Origin of the sequence: Streptomyces sp. NPDC050211 (assembly GCF_040656035.1) — a bacterium.
Lineage (GTDB): Bacteria > Actinomycetota > Actinomycetes > Streptomycetales > Streptomycetaceae > Streptomyces.
This window is the reverse complement of the sequence record NZ_JBFALC010000006.1, coordinates 147,189-167,708: the sequence shown is the minus strand read 5'-3', so window position 1 is coordinate 167,708 and position 20,520 is coordinate 147,189. Positions and strand designations below refer to the sequence as shown.

At 70.0% G+C, this 20,520-nt stretch carries 18 protein-coding genes, 1 tRNA gene and 1 pseudogene; 11 read left to right on the top strand and 9 right to left on the bottom strand.

Annotated features, from left to right (window positions below; all coding sequences use genetic code 11):
- Positions 1–78 precede the first annotated feature (78 nt).
- Positions 79–948: pseudogene (locus tag AB0I98_RS09165) on the top strand (MFS transporter); the annotation flags it as partial.
- A 144-nt stretch (positions 949–1,092) separates the two neighbouring features.
- Here AB0I98_RS09165 and AB0I98_RS09160 read toward each other — a convergent pair.
- The 7 genes from AB0I98_RS09160 to galU form a co-directional block, all read right to left on the bottom strand.
- Positions 1,093–1,166, bottom strand: a tRNA-Ala gene (locus tag AB0I98_RS09160).
- A gap of 127 nt (positions 1,167–1,293) precedes the next feature.
- Positions 1,294–2,577, bottom strand: coding sequence for a gephyrin-like molybdotransferase receptor GlpR (glpR, locus tag AB0I98_RS09155; RefSeq protein WP_362937557.1), 1,284 nt, complete (start codon positions 2,575–2,577; stop codon positions 1,294–1,296).
- Positions 2,578–2,761: 184 nt separating this feature from the next.
- Positions 2,762–3,397, bottom strand: coding sequence for a GNAT family protein (locus tag AB0I98_RS09150; protein ID WP_362937554.1), 636 nt, complete (start codon positions 3,395–3,397; stop codon positions 2,762–2,764).
- Between the two features lie 20 nt (positions 3,398–3,417).
- Positions 3,418–3,924: a MogA/MoaB family molybdenum cofactor biosynthesis protein gene (locus tag AB0I98_RS09145; RefSeq protein ID WP_362937551.1), complete on the bottom strand. Its 507-nt coding sequence runs from the start codon at positions 3,922–3,924 to the stop codon at positions 3,418–3,420.
- A complete protein-coding gene (gene moaC, locus AB0I98_RS09140; protein ID WP_362937548.1) occupies positions 3,921–4,433 on the bottom strand; it encodes a cyclic pyranopterin monophosphate synthase MoaC in 513 nt (170 codons plus the stop codon). The genes AB0I98_RS09145 and moaC overlap by 4 nt, the downstream gene beginning before the upstream one ends.
- An 84-nt stretch (positions 4,434–4,517) precedes the next feature.
- A complete protein-coding gene (gene glp / locus AB0I98_RS09135) occupies positions 4,518–5,837 on the bottom strand; it encodes a gephyrin-like molybdotransferase Glp (RefSeq protein WP_362937546.1) in 1,320 nt (439 codons plus the stop codon).
- Between the two features lie 5 nt (positions 5,838–5,842).
- Positions 5,843–6,745 (bottom strand): UTP--glucose-1-phosphate uridylyltransferase GalU, encoded by a 903-nt coding sequence (gene galU / locus AB0I98_RS09130; protein WP_362937543.1) that lies wholly within the window; start codon positions 6,743–6,745, stop codon positions 5,843–5,845.
- A gap of 132 nt (positions 6,746–6,877) precedes the next feature.
- Between galU and AB0I98_RS09125 the strand changes: the two genes are divergently transcribed.
- Positions 6,878–7,459: a 5-formyltetrahydrofolate cyclo-ligase gene (locus tag AB0I98_RS09125; protein ID WP_362937541.1), complete on the top strand. Its 582-nt coding sequence runs from the start codon at positions 6,878–6,880 to the stop codon at positions 7,457–7,459.
- Between the two features lie 61 nt (positions 7,460–7,520).
- On the opposite strand, the gene AB0I98_RS09120 is transcribed toward AB0I98_RS09125, so the two are convergent.
- Positions 7,521–10,313, bottom strand: coding sequence for a penicillin acylase family protein (locus AB0I98_RS09120; protein ID WP_362937538.1), 2,793 nt, complete (start codon positions 10,311–10,313; stop codon positions 7,521–7,523).
- A gap of 244 nt (positions 10,314–10,557) precedes the next feature.
- On the opposite strand from AB0I98_RS09120, the gene AB0I98_RS09115 reads away from it, so the two are divergent.
- The 6 genes from AB0I98_RS09115 to mscL all read left to right on the top strand — a co-directional run bounded on the left by AB0I98_RS09115 (position 10,558) and on the right by mscL (position 16,294).
- Entirely contained in the window at positions 10,558–12,096 is a 1,539-nt protein-coding gene (locus tag AB0I98_RS09115; RefSeq protein ID WP_362937536.1) for a potassium/proton antiporter, read from the top strand.
- Positions 12,097–12,330: 234 nt separating this feature from the next.
- Complete coding sequence (locus AB0I98_RS09110) at positions 12,331–13,623, top strand: MFS transporter (protein ID WP_362937533.1); 1,293 nt, start codon at positions 12,331–12,333, stop codon at positions 13,621–13,623.
- Between the two features lie 67 nt (positions 13,624–13,690).
- Entirely contained in the window at positions 13,691–14,017 is a 327-nt protein-coding gene (locus AB0I98_RS09105) for an FmdB family zinc ribbon protein (protein WP_328362960.1), read from the top strand.
- A 107-nt stretch (positions 14,018–14,124) separates the two neighbouring features.
- Entirely contained in the window at positions 14,125–14,958 is an 834-nt protein-coding gene (locus AB0I98_RS09100) for an S-methyl-5'-thioadenosine phosphorylase (protein WP_362937530.1), read from the top strand.
- Positions 14,959–15,127: 169 nt separating this feature from the next.
- Entirely contained in the window at positions 15,128–15,697 is a 570-nt protein-coding gene (locus AB0I98_RS09095; RefSeq protein ID WP_362937527.1) for a hypothetical protein, read from the top strand.
- Positions 15,698–15,835: 138 nt separating this feature from the next.
- Positions 15,836–16,294: a large conductance mechanosensitive channel protein MscL gene (gene mscL, locus AB0I98_RS09090; protein ID WP_362937525.1), complete on the top strand. Its 459-nt coding sequence runs from the start codon at positions 15,836–15,838 to the stop codon at positions 16,292–16,294.
- A 100-nt stretch (positions 16,295–16,394) separates the two neighbouring features.
- On the opposite strand, the gene AB0I98_RS09085 is transcribed toward mscL, so the two are convergent.
- A complete protein-coding gene (locus AB0I98_RS09085) occupies positions 16,395–16,577 on the bottom strand; it encodes a hypothetical protein (protein ID WP_210576529.1) in 183 nt (60 codons plus the stop codon).
- A gap of 137 nt (positions 16,578–16,714) precedes the next feature.
- On the opposite strand from AB0I98_RS09085, the gene AB0I98_RS09080 reads away from it, so the two are divergent.
- The 3 genes from AB0I98_RS09080 (at position 16,715) to AB0I98_RS09070 (ending at position 20,453) form a co-directional block, all read left to right on the top strand.
- Complete coding sequence (locus tag AB0I98_RS09080) at positions 16,715–17,953, top strand: low temperature requirement protein A (RefSeq protein WP_362937522.1); 1,239 nt, start codon at positions 16,715–16,717, stop codon at positions 17,951–17,953.
- Between the two features lie 40 nt (positions 17,954–17,993).
- Entirely contained in the window at positions 17,994–19,019 is a 1,026-nt protein-coding gene (locus AB0I98_RS09075) for a P1 family peptidase (RefSeq protein ID WP_362937519.1), read from the top strand.
- A gap of 198 nt (positions 19,020–19,217) precedes the next feature.
- On the top strand, positions 19,218–20,453 hold the full coding sequence (locus AB0I98_RS09070) for an Ig-like domain-containing protein (protein WP_362937516.1): 1,236 nt from the start codon (positions 19,218–19,220) through the stop codon (positions 20,451–20,453).
- The last annotated feature ends 67 nt before the right edge of the window (positions 20,454–20,520 follow it).

The window sequence follows — 20,520 nt, the reverse complement described above, 5'->3', positions numbered from 1 at the left end:
GTTCCCGAGCCAGGACTCGGGAAGCCGCAGTTCGCCACTGAACGGGGATATTGGCCCCCTCGATCGCAGCCCGGCCCCATGACCTGCTGCACCACGCTGATCGGCGACTACTACAGCGGCCGGGTACGGGACCGCTACCTCGCCCTCCAGACCATGTGCGCCTCCGCCTCCGCGACCGCGTTCTTTGTCATCGGCGGTGCCGCGGGGTCGGCCGGCTGGCGGACCCCGTTCTGGATCTACGCCGTCAGCCTGCTCATCGCCCCGCTCATGGCCATCGGGCTGCCGAAGCCGACCACGGCCACCGGTGCCGCCGCCGAGGACGGGGATGGAGACGGGGAGAGCACGGACACCGCGGTCGCCCCGAAGCGCCCCTTCCCCTTCCGGCAGTTGGCCGGGATCTGCGGACTCACCGTGTTCGGGGCCCTCGTCTTCTACACCGTCCCGGTGGAGATGTCCTACCTGCTGGACGACCTCGGCGTGACGGCGACCAGCGTGATCGGGCTGGCCACAGCCATCGCCAGCGCCGCCACCGTGGCCGGCGCGATCACCTTCGCCAAGCTGCGCGGGGCCCCGGGGCCCCGGCTGCCACTCGTCTTCGCCCTGTGCTCGGCCGGGTTCGCGGTGATGTGGCTCGCGGACAGCGCGCCGCTGCTGATCGTCGGCGCCGTACTCAACTGCCTCGGCACCGGTCTTCTGCTGCCTTCCCTGCTCACCATCGCCATGTCCAAGCTGGACTTCGCCGACCGCGGCCGTGGCACCGGCCTGTGGACCGCGTCCTTCTTCATCGGCCAGTTCATCTGCCCGCTGGTACTGATCACGGCCGAGTCCGCCCTCGGCACCCTGGCCGCCGCCGTCGGCCTGCTCGGCCTGACCTCGGCCGCCGTCGCGGCAGCCCTCTTCCTGACCGCCCGGCGCAGGACCGCGGCCGTCGCACCGTTGCCCCAGTAGCAGGAGTAGCAGGAAGCCGCCCGCGACGCCTTCACCCCGAACAGGCTCGACCAAGCCCGGAAAACGACGAAGATCCCGACCGATCATGAAGATCAGCGGGATCTCGTCAACTACTCCCGAGCGAACTCAAGAACAGTCGTGCGGTGGACCTGAGGGGATTCGAACCCCTGGCCCCCTCGATGCGAACGAGGTGCGCTACCGGACTGCGCCACAGGCCCTTGCAACGAGTGAAACCTTAGCACCCCGATCCGGATGCTTGGAAATCCGTTCCTTGGCCGGTCGAAGGAGGGGGACAGGGCTGGTGGGGCGGGTGGGAGGTGGTGACGTCGGGCGGCGGCGCGTGGGCTACTCGTTCGCCGCGCGCGGCCGGTCCCCGTCCTCGTACTGGTCGAACAGCGGCGTGCGCCCCCGCTCCCGTGCCCGGCGGGCGGATGCGGCGCGGCGGGCGTCGCTGCGGCCGCCTTCTTCTTCCTTGCCGTCCGTGTGGGCGCCCGTCTCGTCGTGGTCGGCGGCCTCGCGTACGGCGGCGGAGTCGGCGCTGTTGCCACGCTCCCGCGTGCCGGCTCCCGCCTCGCCGTCCCGGGCGACCGAGCTGGAGCGTGCCGAGCTCCATGCGTCCGGTGCGCCGAGGTCCACGCCGGCGGTGGCTCGCGGAGCGACCGGCGCTGTCACATAGGTAGGCAGCGGCACCGGTACCGGGTCCCAGCTGTCGCCCTGGCCCGGCCGCCGTTGCCGCTCGCGCTGCTGGTCGACCCACTCGGCGTGGTCGGTCTGCTCGACGAGGGCGCGGCGGTCGGCGGCGAGAGCCGAGAGGCCGGCGTCCTGCTCCGGCTTGGGCCTTTCGTCGTGCTCGTCGGTTCCCGTGCCCGCGCCGGCTTCGGCGGAGGTACGCCGACGCGGCTGGCGGCTGCGCTCGCGCAGTCGCTGCGCCGCGGCCTCGGCCCGGCGCCGGTCCATCTGGTAGGCGAAGCGGCGGCGTTCCTGGGCGCGGAGATACACGATGTACGCGCTGAGCATCACGGCGGGCACGCCGGGCGCCCAGAGGAACGCGAGCCCGCCGACCGCGGCGACGATCGCACCGAGGGTGAAGGCGAGGAAGAGGACCACCGTGGTGCGCCGGCGGCGCGCGAGGACCTTCGAGCGCCGAGCCCGTGCTTCGGCCGCCTCCGCGTCGGGGGTGCGCCGGGCGGCCGGAATCCGCTTGCGCGGCGGCGCGGCGGCGGGGTCGGGCGCGGGCTTGGCTTCGGGCGCGGATGCGTGGGTGGATTTGGGCTCCGGCGCGGGCGCCTGCTCGCGCGCCGGTTCCGAGCGCCCTTGGGCCGGTGCCTGAACCGCCGCGCGCGCCTGTGGGCGGCTCGGTGGCATGGCGAAGGCCCGGACGTCCACCGAATCGGTGACCGTGCCCGGGTCGTCGGCGCTGGGCTCCCCCTCGTCGGCGGAGCGCGCCCGCAGGTCCTTGGCGTATCGGCGCTCCATCGCCGCCCGTCCGGACAGCAGCCGGATGGCGGTGCTGAAGCGTTCCGTCGGACGGGCCTCGTTCAGCTCGTCCTGCCTACGGAGCCACATCGGCACCAAGTAGGCGGCCCAGGCCCCGACAATGACTGCGTAGATGAGGCCGCTGCTGCTCACGCCTCACACGGTAGAGGGGTTTGCGTGAGGCCATCTGCCAATTGAGCCGGTGTGTCGCACGATCTGGCTGATATTTCGAACTTTTTTTGTGACCGATGCGATCAGCAGGCCGCTGAGGGTGCGAATTTATTGCCTTGAGCCGGTCATCGGGCGAACAATTTCGAACACTTATTCAATTTCCGGGCTAGGCGGGATTCCCCTGGGTGTTCTGCGGGTTCGTACGCGGCGCTTTCTGCGAGCGCGACCGGCGCCAGCGGCTCAGCAGCCCTTCGGGCACCTCTTCCGCAGTGAGCGCGAAGACGAGGTGGTCGCGCCAGGCTCCGTCGATGTGGAGATAACGCGGACGCAGGCCCTCCTCGCGGAATCCGAGTTTCTCCACGACCCGGCGGCTGGGCCCGTTCTCGGGGCGAATGCAGACCTCGATGCGGTGCAGACCAACGGTCCGGAAACAGTGGTCCACGACAAGCGCCACAGCCGTCGGCATCACCCCGCGTCCTGCCACGTCCTCGTCCACCCAGTAGCCGATGTGCCCCGAGCACATCGAACCCCAGGTGATCCCGGCGACCGTCAACTGCCCCACCAGCCGCCCCTGGTACTCGATCACGAACGGCAGCATCCGGCCCGCGTTCGCCTCGGACCGCAGATGGCGCACCATCTGGCGGTAGGTCGGCCGGTGCGCGATCGGCCCGGTCGGCGTGGGCGGCGGAATCGTCGCCTCCCAGGGCCGCAGCCAGTCGCGGTTGCGCCGGTTGACCTCACGCCAGGCGCGCTGGTCGCGCAGCTTTATCGGCCGGAGGACGACATCGCCGTCCACCAGCACGGCCGGCCAGGATGGGCTGTTCAGCTCGCACCCCCACTACCGGCGCCGGGTCTGGGGTGGTCCCCGCCGCGGATCTGGTCGACGGCGTGCGCCAACAGCGGCTGCAGGACGGCCAGTCCGTCCCTCACCCCGCCGCTGGACCCGGGCAGGTTCACGATCAGCGTCCGCCCCGCCACCCCGGCCAGACCGCGGGAGAGCGCCGCCGTCGGCACCTTCTCCCGTCCGAACGCGCGGATGGCCTCCGCGATGCCCGGCACCTCGTGGTCGATCACCCTGCGGGTCGCCTCGGGTGTGCGGTCGGTGGGCGAGATGCCGGTGCCGCCGGTGGTGACGATGGCGTCATAGCCGGCCTCGACGCCCGCGCGCAGGGCGGCCTCCACGGGGTCGCCGTCGGGGACGACCTGCGGGCCGTCGACCGCGAAGCCGAAGCCCTTGAGGCCCTCGGCGATCAATGGACCGCCCTTGTCCTCGTAGACCCCGGCGGCCGCCCTGTTGGAGGCGGTGACCACAAGAGCGCGATACGTCATGCCCGGCTCCAGTCGCCCGACTTGCCGCCCGTCTTCTCCTCCACCCGTACGTCCGTGATGACCGCTCCCTTGTCGACCGCCTTGACCATGTCGATCACGGTGAGCGCGGCGACGGAGACCGCGGTGAGCGCCTCCATCTCGACGCCCGTGCGGTCCGTCGTCTTCACGGTGGCCAGGATCTCCACGGCGTCGTCCGCGACCGACAGATCCAGTTTCACACCCGACACCGACAACGGATGGCACAGCGGGATCAGATCCGGCGTGCGCTTGGCGCCCATGATGCCCGCGATCCGCGCGGTGGCCAGGGCGTCCCCCTTGGGAACCCCCTCGCCGCGCAGCAGCTCGACCACGCGGGGTGAGACGAGGACACGGCCGCTGGCACGGGCGGTGCGCGCGGTCACGTCCTTCCCGGATACGTCGACCATGCGCGCGGCGCCCGCGTCGTCAATGTGCGTCAGTCGGTCCTGCACAGAGGGTCCGGGGGTCTCCCCCCGGGAAGGCACAGTCATGGCGTGTGGCGCTCCCGGTCCGGGCCCGCCGCAGTACGGCGCCGGGCCAGTTGTGCGCGACACGGTACCCCCAACCTGGGGCGCTCAGCGGAGCAGGACCACCTCGACCTCGGCGCCGGGCTCGACGGACTCCACGTCCTCGGGGACCACGATCAGCGCGTCCGCGTGTGCGAGGGCCGCGACCAGGTGGGATCCGGCCCCGCCGACGGGGGTCACCTCGCCGTCGGCGTACGTCCCGCGCAGGAACTGTCTGCGCCCCTTCGGCGAGGTCAGCGCCTCGTCCGCGGTGAGCGTGGCCCGGGTGGTGGGCCGGTGGACGTCGTCGAGGCCCATGAGGGTGCGGATCGCGGGGCGGACGAACAGCTCGAAGGAGACGTACGACGACACCGGGTTGCCGGGGAGTGCCAGCAGCGGTGTGTGGTCGGGGCCGATGGAGCCGAAGCCCTGGGGCTTGCCGGGCTGCATGGCGAGCTTGCGGAAGTCGATACCGCTGCCCGCCTCGTCCTCGTCCCCGACGTGCGACAGCGCCTCCTTGACGACGTCGTACGCGCCGACGCTCACCCCGCCCGTGGTGACCATGAGGTCGGCGCGGACGAGCTGGTCCTCGATGGTGGACCGGAGCGTCTCGGCGTCGTCCGCGACGGCGCCCACCCGGTAGGCGATGGCGCCGGCGTCGCGGGCGCAGGCGGTGAGGGCGAAGCTGTTGGAGTCGTAGATCTGGCCGCTGCCGAGCTCCTGGTCGGGCTGGACGAGTTCGCTGCCGGTGGACAGGACGACGACGCGCGGGCGCGGGCGCACGCGTACCGAGCCGCGTCCGATGGCGGCGAGCAGCGCGATCTGCGGTGGGCCGAGGACGGTGCCGGCTTCCAGGGCGCGGTCGCCGGCCTTCACATCGCTGCCCATCGCGCGTACGTGCGCGCGTGCCTCGGCCGGCCGGTACACCTGCACCTGCCCGTCGGCGCCCGCGGGGGCCAGGCTGCGTGCGCGCATCCCCGTCACCGGGCCCTCGCCGAGGCCTCCGTCGGTCCACTCCACGGGGACGACGGTCTCCGCGCCGGGCGGCAGCGGGGCGCCGGTCATGATGCGGGCGGCCTGGCCGGGCCCCACCTGGAGCAGCTCGGCCTGGCCCGCCGCGACATCCCCGACGACCTCCAGGACCGCCGGGAACTCCTCGCTCGCGCCCGCGACATCCGCGACCCGCACCGCGTACCCGTCCATGGAGCTGTTGTCGAACGGCGGCAGGGACACCGGCACCGTGACGTCCTCGACCAGGACACAGCCCTGGGCATCGAGGAGTTGCAGCTCGATGGGTTCCAGGGGGCGGACGGTGGCGAGGATGTCCTCCAAGTGCTCGTCCACCGACCAGAGGTGGTCCTGACCGGCGGTGCGGGGCGCGGCGCTCAACGTTGCTACATCTCCTCGGCTACGTAACTGCGAAGCCAGGTCCGGAAGTCCGGGCCCAGGTCTTCACGTTCGCACGCGAGTCTGACAATGGCACGCAGATAGTCACCGCGGTCGCCGGTGTCATAGCGGCGGCCCTTGAAGACGACGCCGTGCACCGGGCCGCCGACCTTCTCGTCCTGCGAGAGCTGCTGGAGGGCGTCGGTGAGCTGGATCTCGCCGCCGCGACCGGGCTCGGTCTTGCGCAGTATGTCGAAGACGTGCGGGTCGAGGACGTAGCGGCCGATGATGGCGTAGTTGGACGGAGCGTCGGCCGCGGCCGGCTTCTCGACCAGGTCCGACACCTTGACGACGTCGCTGTCCTCGGTGGTCTCCACGGCCGCGCAGCCGTAGAGGTGGATCTGCTCGGGCGCGACCTCCATGAGCGCGATGACGCTGCCGCCGTGCTGCTCCTGCACCTCGACCATCCGCTTGAGCAGCGGGTCGCGCGGGTCGATCAGGTCGTCGCCGAGGAGGACGGCGAAGGGCTCCTGGCCCACGTGCGGGGCCGCGCAGAGCACGGCGTGGCCGAGGCCCTTGGGGTCGCCCTGGCGCACGTAGTGCATGGTGGCGAGGTCGCTGGACTCCTGCACCTTGGCGAGCCGGCCGGCGTCGCCCTTCTTCTGAAGGGCCGATTCCAGCTCGTAGTTGCGGTCGAAGTGGTCCTCGAGGGGGCGCTTGTTGCGGCCCGTGATCATGAGGACGTCATCGAGGCCCGCGGAGGCGGCCTCCTCGACCACGTACTGGATCGCCGGCTTGTCGACGACCGGCAGCATCTCCTTGGGAGTGGCTTTGGTGGCCGGCAGGAACCGGGTTCCGAGGCCCGCTGCGGGAATGACAGCCTTGCTGATCCTTGGGTGCGACTGAGTCATGCCCGCAACCTTATCCGGTGCCTTTGTGGAGAATCTGTGGCTCCGGTTAATTGGCTCTCATATGAGCGCAATAGAAGGGTACGGGTGCGACCTTTGAGTCACATCGGACGTCCGGCTGAGCCTGACAAGCGAATGTTGCGGCGAGGGTTCATCTCGGTGAGAAGCAGGTTGACCGCGGATGACCTGCGGGAAGCCGCCGAGGCTCTGGGCGAGCGCGCGCTCGAGCTGCCCGAGTTGGCACAGGCCCGCACAGTGGCGGCGTACGTCTCCGTCGGGAGCGAACCCGGAACGCTCGCGCTGCTGGACGCGCTGCGCGCGCGGGGCGTACGTGTGCTGCTCCCGGCGCTCCTGCCGGACAACGACCTGGACTGGGGCGCGTATTCCGGAGCGGACTCCCTCGCGCGCGTCCAACACGGCGGCAGAATGGCCCTCTTCGAACCCACCGGGGAACGGCTGGGCCCGGACGCGGTGACCGGCGCCGACGTCGTCCTGCTGCCCGGCCTGGCCGTTGACGCGCGCGGCATGCGGCTGGGGCGCGGCGGGGGATCGTACGACCGGGTCCTCGCCCGCCTGGAGAGCGCGGGCGCGCATCCGGCGCTGGTGGTGCTCCTGTACGACTCGGAGGTAGTCGAGCGGGTGCCCGCGGAGGCTCACGACCGGCCGGTGCACGCGGTGGTGACGCCGTCGGGCGTACGTCGCTTCAGTCGGCCGTGAACAGGACGCCCATGAACAGGAAATGCCCCTCCACGCGCGCGTGGAGGGGCATTTCAGTGCCTCAGGGCTTCAGCACCAGCGTGTCACTGGTGTTCTCCTCGACCGCCTTGTCCGAGAAGGACCAGTCCAGCAGTTCGCCCTTGGCCCATTTGTTCGTCTGGTCGGTGTAGTGGGAGCTGTAGGCATGCCCTGACGCGCCGGTGAGGTTGATCCACTTCGACTTGTCGAGGTCGCCGAGGTTGACCACCATGCGCATCGACGGCACCCAGATGACGCCGTAACCGCCGGCGGCGTTCCAGCCGGTCGCGTTGACCGTCGCCTCGCCGCCGCTGAGCCTCCAGGGGCCGCGGTTGAGGGCGTACTGCAGGAAGCCGGGGCCTTCGGTGCCCAGGGTCTGGTTCTTCAGGAACAGGCGGTGCAGCCGGCCCCAGTTCCAGGTGTCGATGTCCTTTCCGAGCTTGGCGGTCAGCTCCCAGCGGGCGTCGATCATGGCGCGCTCGAACAGCTTGTCGCGGTTGTCGGCGGCCGGGCGGGTGCCCGAGCGGGGCGTCTTCCACCAGTCGCTGTCCGGGTCGTCCATGAGGCTCCGAACGACCTCGAACCAGCGGTCACCGCCATCCGGCTGCGCCTGGTCGGCTTCGCGCTGGCCGCACTCGCGCACCTTCTCGGTCTCGTCCGCGGGGCCGGTGGTGTTGACCGGGTCGACCCACAGGCACTGGCCCTCGACGCGCAGTTCCTTGGGCAGCTTGTTGCCGAAGGCGAGCTTGAGGATGTTGCGCCAGACCGCGTTGAAGTAGGCGGCCGCCGCCGAGTCGGCGTCCTGGGTGTAGTCCCAGCCCTCGAGGAGCTTCTGGGCCTCGCGGACGTCCTTGTCGGCGATGTCGATCTTCAGCAGTTGGGGCACGAGCAGCTTGGCGATCTCACTGCTGTTGTCGAGCTGCATCTGGCGCATGTCGTCGGTGGAGATCTTGCCGCCGTCGTCGATCTTCGACTGGATCAGGTCGGTGATCCGCTGGCTGCGGGCGCCGTAACCCCAGTCCGTGGTCAGCGTGTAGGGGTAGTCCTGATCGACGACGGCCTGGTTGGCGGTGACGATGTAGCCACGCTTCGGGTTGAGCTCGAAGGGCAGTTCGTCCTGGTCGACGTAGCCGGTCCATTCGTACTTGGAGTCCCAGCCCGGCGCCGGGAGCCTGCCGTCGTCGTCCTTGTCGCGCGCGGGGATCTTTCCGGGCAGCGTGTAGCCGATGTTGCCCTGGGTGTCGGCGTAGACCAGGTTCTGCGAGGGCACCTCGAACAGCGCGGCCGCCTCGCGGAAGTCGTTCCAGTCGGCAGCCTTGTCCATGGCGAAGACGGCGTCCATGGTGGTGCCCGCGTCCAGGGCGGTCCAGCGCAGTGCGATGCCGTAGCCGTCCCCGCGGTCGGGGGCCGCGGCGTCGACGGTGGCCTTCTTGCCGACCTTCACCAGCTCGTCGTCGCGGTCGGACAGCAGCGGCATCCCTGGCAAGGTCTCTCCGCCCTTGATCTTCTCGTCCTGGGTCTCCCGGACGATGATCTTCTTCGATGCGCCGCCGACGACCTTGATGGTCTCCTCACGCGAGGAGAACGGCTTGACCGTGCCGTCGAACAGGTAGCCGTTGCCAGTGAGTTTCTGCAGGTAGAGGTCGGTGACGTCGACGCCGGAGTTGGTCATGCCCCAGGAGATGTTCTGGTTGTGGCCGATGACGACGCCGGGCATGCCCGCGAAGGTGTAGCCGCTGACGTCGTACTGGCACTTGCTGGAGACGGTGCGGCAGTGCAGGCCCATCTGGTACCAGACGGACGGCAGCGAGGCCGACAGGTGCGGGTCGTTGGCCAGCAGCGGCTTGCCGGTGATGGTGTGCTCGCCGGAGACGGCCCAGGCGTTGGAGCCGATGCCGTTGCCGTTCACGCCGACGGCCGTGGGGAGGTCGTCGAGGACGTCGTAGAGGCCCGTCAGCTGGGTCTGGAGGGCCGAGGAGGCCGTGCCCGAGGAGGACTGGCCCGTCGTGCCGCCCGTGGACGTTCCCGACGCGCCGCTCGCGCTGTCGCTCTGCTCGAAGGTCGCCGTGAGGTCGTCGTACTGACCGTCCTGGACGATCGGCTTGTTCCGGCCGTACGGGTAGGCCGGGTACAGGTCGTCGATCTGCTTGGGGCCCAGGCGGCTGGTCATCAGGGCGCGGTCGATCTCGTCCTGCATGTTGCCGCGCAGGTCCCAGGCCATCGCCTTCAGCCAGGCCACCGAGTCGACCGGGGTCCACTTCTCGGGCTTGTAGTCGTTGCTGAACCCGAGAGCCGCGTACTCCAGGGAGATTTCCTCGCCTTCCTTGCCCTCCAGGTAGGCGTTGACTCCCTTGGCGTACGCCTGGAGGTACTTCTTCGTGGCGGGCGACAGCTTGGTGTCGTACTCCTCCTTCGCCACGCGGTCCCAGCCCAGGGTGCGCAGGAACTCGTCGTTGTCGACCTGGCCCTTGCCGAACATCTCCGACAGGCGGCCGGAGGTCATGTGCCGGCGCACGTCCATCTCGTAGAACCGGTCCTGCGCCTGGACGTAGCCCTGCGCCATGAACAGGTCCTCGTCAGAGGAGGCGTAGACCTGCGGGATGCCATTGCCGTCACGCTTGACGTCGACCGGTGCCGACAGGCCGTCGAGCGAGATGGAACCCTTGGTCTGCGGGAAGGAGGCACGGACGGTGCTGATGGACCAGTAGCCCCCGTAGGCAACACCTCCGACGAGGGCCAGCACGAGGACGAGGACGATCAGACGGCCTCTGCGCCCCTTCTTCCTCCGAGACTTGCCGGGCTGCTGACCCGATGAGGCGGTGGTATTGGGGGGCATCGCTGTCCTTGCTGTCCTTACGCGAGCGGCAGGGCCGGCTGTCCTTTTGAATGAGCGCTGGAGCAACCATAGGCGCAGGGCCCGGCGCCCCTTGACGCGGAGTGGGGAACCGGGACGGACGGGCGTTCGATCTCACCCCCGGAACGTCAAGAAATCGTCAAGAGTTAGGTAAGGTAACGAAGTACTTGGGCGCGAAGCACCATGCCTTCGTGTCAGATGTACATGAGCCCACGCCCACGCGCGCGTGCCGTGCGTGAGCAAGGAAAGGGAACGGCCGCTGACAGTCCACGATCTCAACGAACTTCTGCTCGTCTGCTCGCTCGTCCTGCTCGTCGCCGTCGCAGCGGTCCGGATCTCCTCGCGCAGCGGGCTCCCCGGCCTGCTCGTCTACCTGGGCATCGGCGTCCTCATGGGCCAGGACGGCATCGGCGACATCCACTTCAACGATGCCGAGCTGACGCAGGTGATCGGCTATGCGGCGCTGGTCGTGATCCTCGCCGAGGGCGGTCTCGGCACGAAGTGGAAAGAGATCAAGCCCGCGCTGCCGGCCGCCACCATGCTGGCGCTCGTCGGGGTCGCGGTCAGCGTCGGGATCACGGCGACGGCCGCGCACCATCTCATCGGGCTGGAGTGGCGTCAGGCACTGATCGTCGGCGCGATCGTGTCGTCGACGGACGCGGCGGCCGTCTTCTCGGTGCTGCGGAAAATCCCCCTCCCCGCGCGCGTGACGGGCACGCTGGAGGCCGAGTCCGGCTTCAACGACGCCCCCGTGGTCATCCTGGTGCTCGCCTTCTCCACGGCGGGACCGATCGAGCACTGGTATGTGCTGGTGGGCGAGATACTCCTGGAGCTGGCCATCGGCGCCGCCATCGGTCTCGCGGTGGGCTGGCTGGGCTCCTGGGGGCTCAGGCATGTGGCGCTGCCCGCCTCCGGCCTCTACCCGATCGCCGTCATCGCCATCGCCGTCACGGCGTACGCGGCGGGCGCCATGGTCCACGGCAGCGGCTTCCTCGGTGTGTATCTCGCCTCGATGGTCATGGGCAACGCGAAGCTGCCGCACTGGCCCGCCACGCGCGGTTTCGCCGACGGGCTCGGCTGGATCGCGCAGATCGGCATGTTCGTCCTGCTCGGCCTGCTGGTCACCCCGCACGAGCTGGGCGACGACATCGTGCCCGCGCTGGTCATCGGACTGGTGCTGACCATGGTGGCGCGTCCGCTGAGCGTGGTGCTGTGCCTGGTGCCGTTCCGGGTGCCATGGACGGAGCAGACACTGATGTCCTGGGCCGGGCTGCGCGGCGCCGTGCCCATCATCCTGGCGACAATCCCCATGGTGGAGGGCGTCGAAGCCAGCCGCCGCATCTTCAACATCGTCTTCGTCCTGGTCGTCGTCTACACCCTGATCCAGGGGCCGACGCTGCCGTGGCTGGCCCGCAAGCTGCATCTGGGCGATGAGACCGAGGCCGCCGACCTCGGCATCGAGTCGGCGCCGCTGGAGCGGCTGCGCGGGCATCTGCTGTCCCTGTCGATCCCCGAGGGGTCGAAGATGCACGGCGTGGAGATCAACGAACTGCGGCTGCCGGCCGGGGCCGCCGTCACGCTTGTCGTACGCGACGGGAAATCGTTCGTACCACTGCCGACGACCGTGCTGCGACGCGGGGACGAACTGCTCGTGGTCGCCACCGACCCCGTCCGGGACGCGGCGGAGCGGCGGCTGCGGGCGGTGGGGCACGGCGGCAAGCTGGCCGGATGGCTGGGGACCAACGGCGACAACAATCACAGGTGAACGCCACTATGGTGCTCACTTTCACAGGTGCGCCACTCACTGATCCCTGTACGATGAAGGCGCACTTTGATCGAACCAACTCTGTCTGACGCAGAGCTGGCGCGACCGTATGGCGGCCGTGACGCCCCCCGCAGTGGGCGCCGGTATCTACCGCAGTTCCGCGCAAGAGGACAGCTCTCGGCGCCGCCCCCCACCTGCGGGGGCGCGCTACCAGGCGGCAGAAAGGCACGGGCCGTGGCATCCACGGTCACCACCGAGCCGTCGAAGAACTCGCCGGCCTCCTCCCGCCCGGGCTACGGGCAACTGCTGCGTACCCGCGGCGCCTGGACGTTCCTGCTCCCCGGCTTCGCGGCACGCCAGCCGTTCGCGATGCTCACCCTCTCCATCGTGCTGCTCGTGCAGCACACCACCGGCTCGTACGGCGCCGCGGGCGCCGTCGCGGCGGCCACCGGTGTCGCCATGGCCGTGTTCGCCCCCTACAGCGGGCGCCTCGCGGACCGCTACGGACAGCGGGCCGTGCTGGTCCCCGGCGTGCTGGTGCACACGCTGTCGGGCCTGACCCTGACGGCCCTCGCGCTCACGGACGCCCCGCTGTGGGCACTGTTCGCGGCGGCCGTGCCCACCGGCGCCTCCGTGCCGCAGATCGGGCCGATGGTGCGGGCTCGCTGGGGCGTGAAGCTCCAGGACTCGCCCCTGATGACGACCGCGGCGGCCTTCGAGTCCGTCACCGACGAGCTGACCTTCGTCGTCGGACCGCTGCTGGCGACCGCCCTGTGCACGGCCGTCGACCCGGCCGCGGGCCTGGTGACCGAGGCGGCACTGACGCTCATCGGCGGTCTGCTGTTCGCCGCGCAGAAGAGCACGCAGCCCCGCGTCACGGTGAGCGGGCACGCGCGCGTGGAGCACGTTTCCGCGCTGCGCATCCCTGGAGTACGTGTTCTGATCGTGACGTTCCTCGGCATCGGCGCCGTCTTCGGCGGGATGCAGGTCTCGCTGGCCGCGTTCAGCGAGTCGATCGGCGAGCCCGGCCTGAACGGCGTCCTGTACGGCGTCTTCGCCGCGGGCAACATGCTCTCCGGCCTCGTCTGCGGCGCGATCGCCTGGAAGGTCGCCCCGCAGCGCCGCCTCGTGGTCGCGTACGGCGCGCTCGCGCTGACGGCATCCGGCCTGTGGGCCGCGCACTCCGTGCTCGTCCTCGCGGGCCTTGGCCTGCTCGTGGGCATGTGCATCGCGCCCGCGCTGATCACCGGCTACACGCTGGTCGAGGGCCTGGTCCCGGCCGGCGCCCGCACCGAGGCCTTCACCTGGCTGACCGGCGCGGTGGCCCTCGGACAGGCGGCGGCCGTCACGGTCGCCGGACAACTCGAGGACCGCTTCTGGGACGGTGCCGGATTCCTCGTGCCGATGGGCGGCACCGTGCTGGCCCTGGCGACGCTTATTGCGCTGCGCTCGAGGCTGGCGACGCGGCCCCGCAGCCGCACCGTCGCACGTGGCGTCGGTCACCGCACACCGGTCGCAGTGGACTGATCCCGCGGAATACGTCACTATGGACCGTCGTTAGCACTCATCGAGTGAGAGTGCCAGGAGGAAGACAGTGCCCACCTACCAGTACCAGTGCACCGAGTGCGGCGAGGGCCTCGAGGCGGTGCAGAAGTTCACCGACGATGCCCTGACCGAGTGCCCCAGCTGCCAGGGCCGCCTCAAGAAGGTGTTCTCCGCGGTCGGCATCGTCTTCAAGGGCTCCGGCTTCTACCGCAATGACAGCCGTGGCTCCTCGTCGAGCAGCGCCCCGGCATCGTCGAAGCCGTCGACGTCCTCCTCGGACTCCTCGACCACGTCGTCGTCCTCGGACACGAAGTCGTCGAGCACCGGCACCTCGTCGAGTTCCGGCACCTCGTCCAGCAGCAGCTCCGCCGCGTAGGCGCGCAAAGCCTCGCTCACCGGACCCTGTCGTCGTACGACGGCAGGGTTCCCGGCTTTTCCGGAGCCCCTCTCTGCGCCCGGCCGGGGCCAGCTAGTGTGCTGGTCATGGCCAACGCAGAGATCGGTGTAATCGGGGGCTCCGGCTTCTATTCGTTCCTCGACGACGTGACCGAGATCCAGGTGGACACCCCTTACGGTGCGCCCAGTGACTCGCTCTTCCTCGGCGAGATCGCCGGGCGGCGGGTCGCCTTCCTGCCCCGGCACGGACGCGGCCACCATCTGCCGCCGCACCGCATCAACTACCAGGCCAACCTGTGGGCACTGCGGTCGGTCGGCGTGCGTCAGGTCCTCGGCCCGTGCGCGGTGGGCGGCCTGCGCCCCGAGTACGGACCCGGCACGCTGCTCGTGCCGGATCAGCTGGTCGACCGTACGAAATCCCGGGCGGGGTCGTACTTCGACGGGCTTCCGCTGCCCGACGGGACCCTGCCGAACGTGGTGCATGTGTCCCTGGCCGACCCCTACTGCCCCACCGGGCGGACGGCGGCGCTGAAGGCGGCGCGGGGGCGCGACTGGGAGGCGGTGGACGGCGGCACGCTGGTGGTGATCGAGGGGCCGCGCTTCTCGACCCGTGCCGAATCGTTGTGGCACCGGGCGCAGGGCTGGTCCGTGGTGGGCATGACCGGGCACCCCGAGGCGGCGCTGGCCCGTGAACTCGAGCTCTGCTACTCGTCGTTGACCCTGGTCACCGACCTCGACGCGGGCGCCGAGACCGGCGAGGGCGTCTCGCACGACGAGGTTCTGCGGGTGTTCGCGGCGAATGTGGACCGGCTGCGGGGCGTGCTGTTCGACGCCGTCGCCGCGCTGCCCGCCACCGAGGAGCGGGACTGCCTGTGTACGACGGCGCTGGGCGGGATGGATCCGGGGTTTGAGCTGCCGTAGCGGAGGGGGCAGCGTGCTCAAGAGGGCGGACTGAAGGGCGGAACTTCCCGTTCGGGTGAGGGAGTTGTCCACAACCGGCCAGTAGCGCACGGGCCTCAGCGAGCGGCGGCGCAAAGCCTCATCGTGGCGGGGAAAGCCGATTCCTCGTCACGCACAGGTGGTGGTCCGCATGTCCTTCGCACCTTCTCCCTCTCCCTCGTCCTCTTCCTCTCCGTCCTCTCCCTCTCCGGTTTCGCCTCGTCCGCTCGGCACCGACGCTCCCGCCACCTGCGAGGTGCCGCACTTCGCTCCCGTCCGGGTGCGCGGTGGTCGCGGTCAACTGGGCCGTCTCGTACGGCACCGGAGGCGGGCCGTGGCAGCCGGGCTCGCCGTCACCGCGGCGGCGCTCGTGGCGGCGGGCCCGCGGGAGGCCGACCGGGCGCGCGGGCACCCGGTGTCCGAGCCGGTACGTCAACACCGCACCGTCGAGCGGGTGTCCGCGCCGGTGCGGATCGCCGACGGAGAGACGGTCAGGCTGCTGCGGCCCGGCGACCGGGTCGACGTCATCGCCGCCGAGGAGACCCCCACGGGCGGTGAAGCACGTGTGGTCGCTCGCGGGGCGCGGGTGACGAAGGTGCCCGAGCCTGTGGACTTTGCCGGTGAGAGCGGGGCGTTGGTCGTTCTGTCGGTACCGCGGTCCACGGCGGCGGGTCTCGCCGGTGCCAGTGCGACGGCGCGGCTGGCGGTGACGCTGTGCTGAGCCGGGTGGTTCGCCTTCTGCGCACGCTGGTGTCAAGTCGCTCGTTCAAGCTACCCAACTGGACATGGCGGCCTCGGGCTGACGTAGGTTGCGGATCGTTTGATTCCACAGCCTGTGTGCGCGAGGAGAGGCTCCCCGGTGAGCGAGAAGAAGGAACCGAGCATCTGGGAGGGCTTCAAGACCTTCCTGATGCGCGGGAACGTGGTCGACCTGGCGGTCGCGGTGGTCATCGGTGCCGCCTTCACCAACATCGTCAACGCGGTGGTGAAGGGGCTCATCAACCCGCTGGTCGGAGCGATCGGCACGAAGAACCTCGACAACTACAGCTCTTGTCTGAGCGACAACTGCCAGGGCGATCAGGGCATCCGGCTGCTGTGGGGCTCGGTCCTCGGCGCGACGCTGAGCTTTGTGATCACCGCGGCGGTCGTCTACTTCCTGATGGTGCTGCCGATGGCGAAGTACCTGGCCCGCCTGGAGGCCCGCCGGAAGGCGAAGGAGGGCACGCACGAGGTCATGGAGGTGACCGAGTTGGAGGTGCTCAAGGAGATCCGCGACGCCCTGGTCGCACAGCGCGGGTCGGGTCACAACGAGCCGTAGCGGCAACGGTAGGGCCGCGACCAGCGGTGACCGCGGAGGTTCGGGAGGTCCGGCGGGCGAGGGCCTGCCGGACCCCGGGGGCCTGCTGGACCCGTCGGACTCAGAGGTGGTGCGGCGGCTTCTCGTCCAGGAAGCGCTTGAGGTCGGCCGCGCTGCTGCCGTCGGCGCCGGGCCGCTCGCCCCAGCCGCGGTCCGTGTCGTCCGCGGACTGCTGGTCCAGCGGGTCGTCGAAGATCAACGCGGGCTTCGGGGCGGGCTGCTCGGGGTCGGGGCCGGTGCTCATGCCTTCAGGGTACGGCCGCGGGCGGCCGCTTCCGCCCGCGCCTCGGCTGACCTGGTCTTTCACCGGCTCTCCGGGGCCCCCGGTTCTTGTGAGGCCTTCACAAGAATTTCGGCGGGTTATCTGCTGTGCTTGGACTCATGACATCCAGCCCGACTCCGGCATCCACCTCCCCCGACCCGCCAGAACGCCGACGACCGCTGCGCAGCCTCACCGCCCGCGGTCGCGACGAGGCGCACCGGGTCGCCACGCCGCTGGAGCTCTTCTTCGACCTGTGCTTCGTCGTCGCCATCGCGCAGGCGGGCCTCCAACTGGTGCACGCCGTCGCCGAGGGGCATGCGGGCGAGGGGATCCTCTACTACGCGATGTCCTTCTTCGCCATCTGGTGGGCCTGGATGAACTTCACCTGGTTCGCCTCGGCGTACGACAACGACGACGTGCTCTACCGGGTCGTCACCCTGATCCAGATCGCGGGAGTCCTGGTCCTGGCGGCCGGGGTCTCCCGGGCCTTCGAGGACCACGACTTCCTGGCCGTCACCCTGGGCTACGTGATCATGCGGCTGGCCCTGGTGACACAGTGGCTGCGGGCCGCGCAGTCGGCCGACGGCCCGGAGAGAACGACGGCCCGGCGGTACGCCGGCGGGGTGCTGTTCTGTCAGATCGGCTGGCTGGTGCTGCTGGCCGTGCCCGGCGACGCCCTGCCCTGGGGCTTCCTGGTCATGGCGATCCTGGAGATGTGCGTACCGCCGTACGCGGAGAAGGACTTCACCACGTCCTGGCATCCGCACCACATCTCCGAGCGATACGGGCTGTTCACCATCATCGTGCTGGGCGAGACGATCGCGGCGGCCACGATCGGGGTGAAGACCGGAATCGACGAGAACGACGCACTGGGCGAACTGGTGCCGATCGCCGCGGGCGGGCTGCTGATCATCTTCGCGGCCTGGTGGATCTACTTCGTGGTGCCGATCCACGGCCATCTGCGGAACAACGGACAGGCGTTCCTGTGGGGGTACGGGCACTACCTGATCTTCGCGTCGGCGGCGGCGATCGGCGCCGGCCTGGAGGTGGCGGTCGAGCAGTCCGTCGGCAAGGCGCATATCTCCACGCTGGCGGCGTCGGCCGCGGTGACACTGCCGGCGGCGCTGTATCTGCTGACGGTCTGGGCGCTGCATTCCCGCCACTTCAAGGTGGGCATCGCCCAGCAGTTGGTACTGCCGACGGCCGCCCTGCTGGTGATCCTCTGCACCTTCCTGGGCGACTGGGCGGTGCTCGCGGCAGGCGTCGTGATGGCGCTCACGGTGGCGACCGGGGAGACGATGACGGCGCGTCTGAGCGCGCGGGAAGGCAGGGAAAGCGCGACGACCCCGGCGGCGTGAACCGGCCGCGGGTGCGGACGCACGGGCGAGACTGGGTCCCATGACAGTTGACGCATTGACGGACGTGGCCGGTGTGCGGGTGGGACACGCGACGCGTACCGGCGGCGGTTGGCTCACCGGCACCACGGTGGTCCTGGCCCCGGAGGGCGGGGCCGTCGCCGCGGTGGACGTGCGCGGCGGCGGGCCCGGCACCAAGGAGACCGACGCGCTGGACCCGCGCAACCTGGTGCGCAAGGTCGAGGCGATCGTGCTGACCGGGGGCAGCGCGTACGGGCTCGACGCCGCGTCCGGCGTGATGGCCTGGCTGGAGGAGCGGGGGCGCGGGGTACGCGTGGGCGCCGATTCCACGCATGTCGTGCCGGTGGTGCCCGCCGCCTGTGTCTTCGATCTGGGGCGGGGCGGCGACTTCCGGGCCAGGCCGGACGCGAGCACCGGCCGGGCCGCGGTCGAGGCCGCCGCGGGGAGCGAGCCCGGCGCGCGGGTGGCGGAGGGATGCGTGGGCGCCGGTACGGGCGCCACGGTCGGTCCGGTCAAGGGTGGCATCGGCACCGCGAGCACGGTCCTCGACTCCGGGATCACGGTCGCGGCGCTGGTGGTGGCGAACGCGGCGGGTTCGGCGGCGGATCCGGAAACGGGGGTGTTGTACGGGGAGTTGTTCCAGGGGCGGGTGAGCTACCCGGAGGCGCGGGTCCACGAGGCCGCGCGCCGGCGGCTCGCCGAGATCGCGGCCAAGAACGCGCCCCCGCCGCTCAACACCACGCTCGCGGTGGTGGCCACGGACGCGGACCTGTCGAAGGCGCAGGCCCAGAAACTGGCCGGCACGGCGCACGACGGCATCGCGCGCGCCGTGCGGCCGGTGCATCTGCTCAACGACGGGGACACGGTGTTCGCGCTGGCGACAGGAGAGCGCGCCCTGGACGCCGAGCACCCGCTCGCCCTGAACGAGGTGCTCGCGGCGGGCGCGGACACGGTGACGCGGGCCATCGTACGGGCCGTGCGCGCCGCCGAGTCGGTGGACGGGCCGGGCGGGACGTGGCCGTCGTACCGGGAGCTGTACGAGCGGTGACTCCGAGGGCCGTCCAAGAGGCGACTCCGGCAGTCGTTCCAGAGGCGACTACGACAGCTGACTGAGAGGTAACTCACAGGGCAGTACGCGGGATTGTCCCGGTTCTGTCACGTGATGGCGTTCACGGCGCTCGACGGGAACCCGACCGGGGGCCGATCCCCTCTTTCTCCACGGACTGGAGCGGATCACGCACATCACATGAACCTGGAGCAGCTAGTGACAACGCCGGACATAGCAGCACGGCGCGCACTGGGGGCCAGTGCCGTCCTGATGGTCGGCGCCCTCACTCTCACCGCGTGCGGCGGCAGCGCGAACGCCAGCAACGACGGCAAGGGCGGCGAGGACAACCCGAAGACGTCCACCGCGAAGATCGTCATCTCGGCGAAGGACGGCTCGACGAGCGCGTCGATCAACACGACCGGCGTGAAGGTGAGCGACGGCAAGCTGACCGACGTGAAGATGACGGTCGCGGGCGCGGGGACGGCCGTACCGGGAGAGATATCCGCGGACGGCTCCGTCTGGAAGCCGAAGGAGCAGCTGGAGCGGGGGACGAAGTACCAGATATCGGCGACCGCCAAGGACTCGAAGGGCAAGACGGCCGCCGCCAACTCCATCTTCACCACGGTCAGTTCGGCGAACAGCTTCATCGGGACGTACACGCCGGACGACGGGAAGACGGTCGGTGTCGGGATGCCGGTGTCGTTCAACTTCGACAAGGTGATCAGCGACAAGAAGGCCGTGCAGTCGCACATCACCGTGACGTCGAGCAGCGGGCAGAAGGTGGTCGGGCACTGGTTCGGGGCGCAGCGGCTCGACTTCCGGCCCGAGGAGTACTGGAAGGCCGGTTCCAAGGTCACGATGAAGATCGACCTGGACGGCGTGGAGGGCGCGAACGGCGTCTACGGGGTACAGAAGAAGACCGTCACGTTCACCATCGGCCGGTCGCAGGTCTCCACGGTCGACGTCAACACGCAGACCATGACGGTCGTACGGGACGGCAAGACGATCAAGTCCGTGCCGATCTCGGCGGGCAGCGCCCAGAACACCACGTACAACGGGCAGATGGTGATCTCGGAGAAGTTCACGCAGACGCGTATGAACGGCACGACGGTCGGCTTCGGCGGTGAGTACGACATCCCGGACGTGCCGCACGCGATGCGACTGACGACGTCGGGCACCTTCATCCACGGCAACTACTGGTACAACAAGGGCAATCCGCCCTTCGGGCGTGAGGGCACCAGTCACGGCTGTGTCGGTCTCGCGGATGTGCAGGGCGCGCAGGGAGACACCCAGGCCAAGTGGTTCTACGACAACTCGCTGGTCGGGGACGTGGTGATCGTGAAGAACTCCCCCGACAAGACGGTGGCGCCGGACAACGGGCTCAACGGCTGGAACATGACGTGGAGCCAGTGGCTCGCGGGAAGTGCCGGCTGACCACGGCGGGCGGCATAACTTGTTGCTGACCAGCCTGTTTTGACGGAGCATCGGGCCGCGTGGGAAC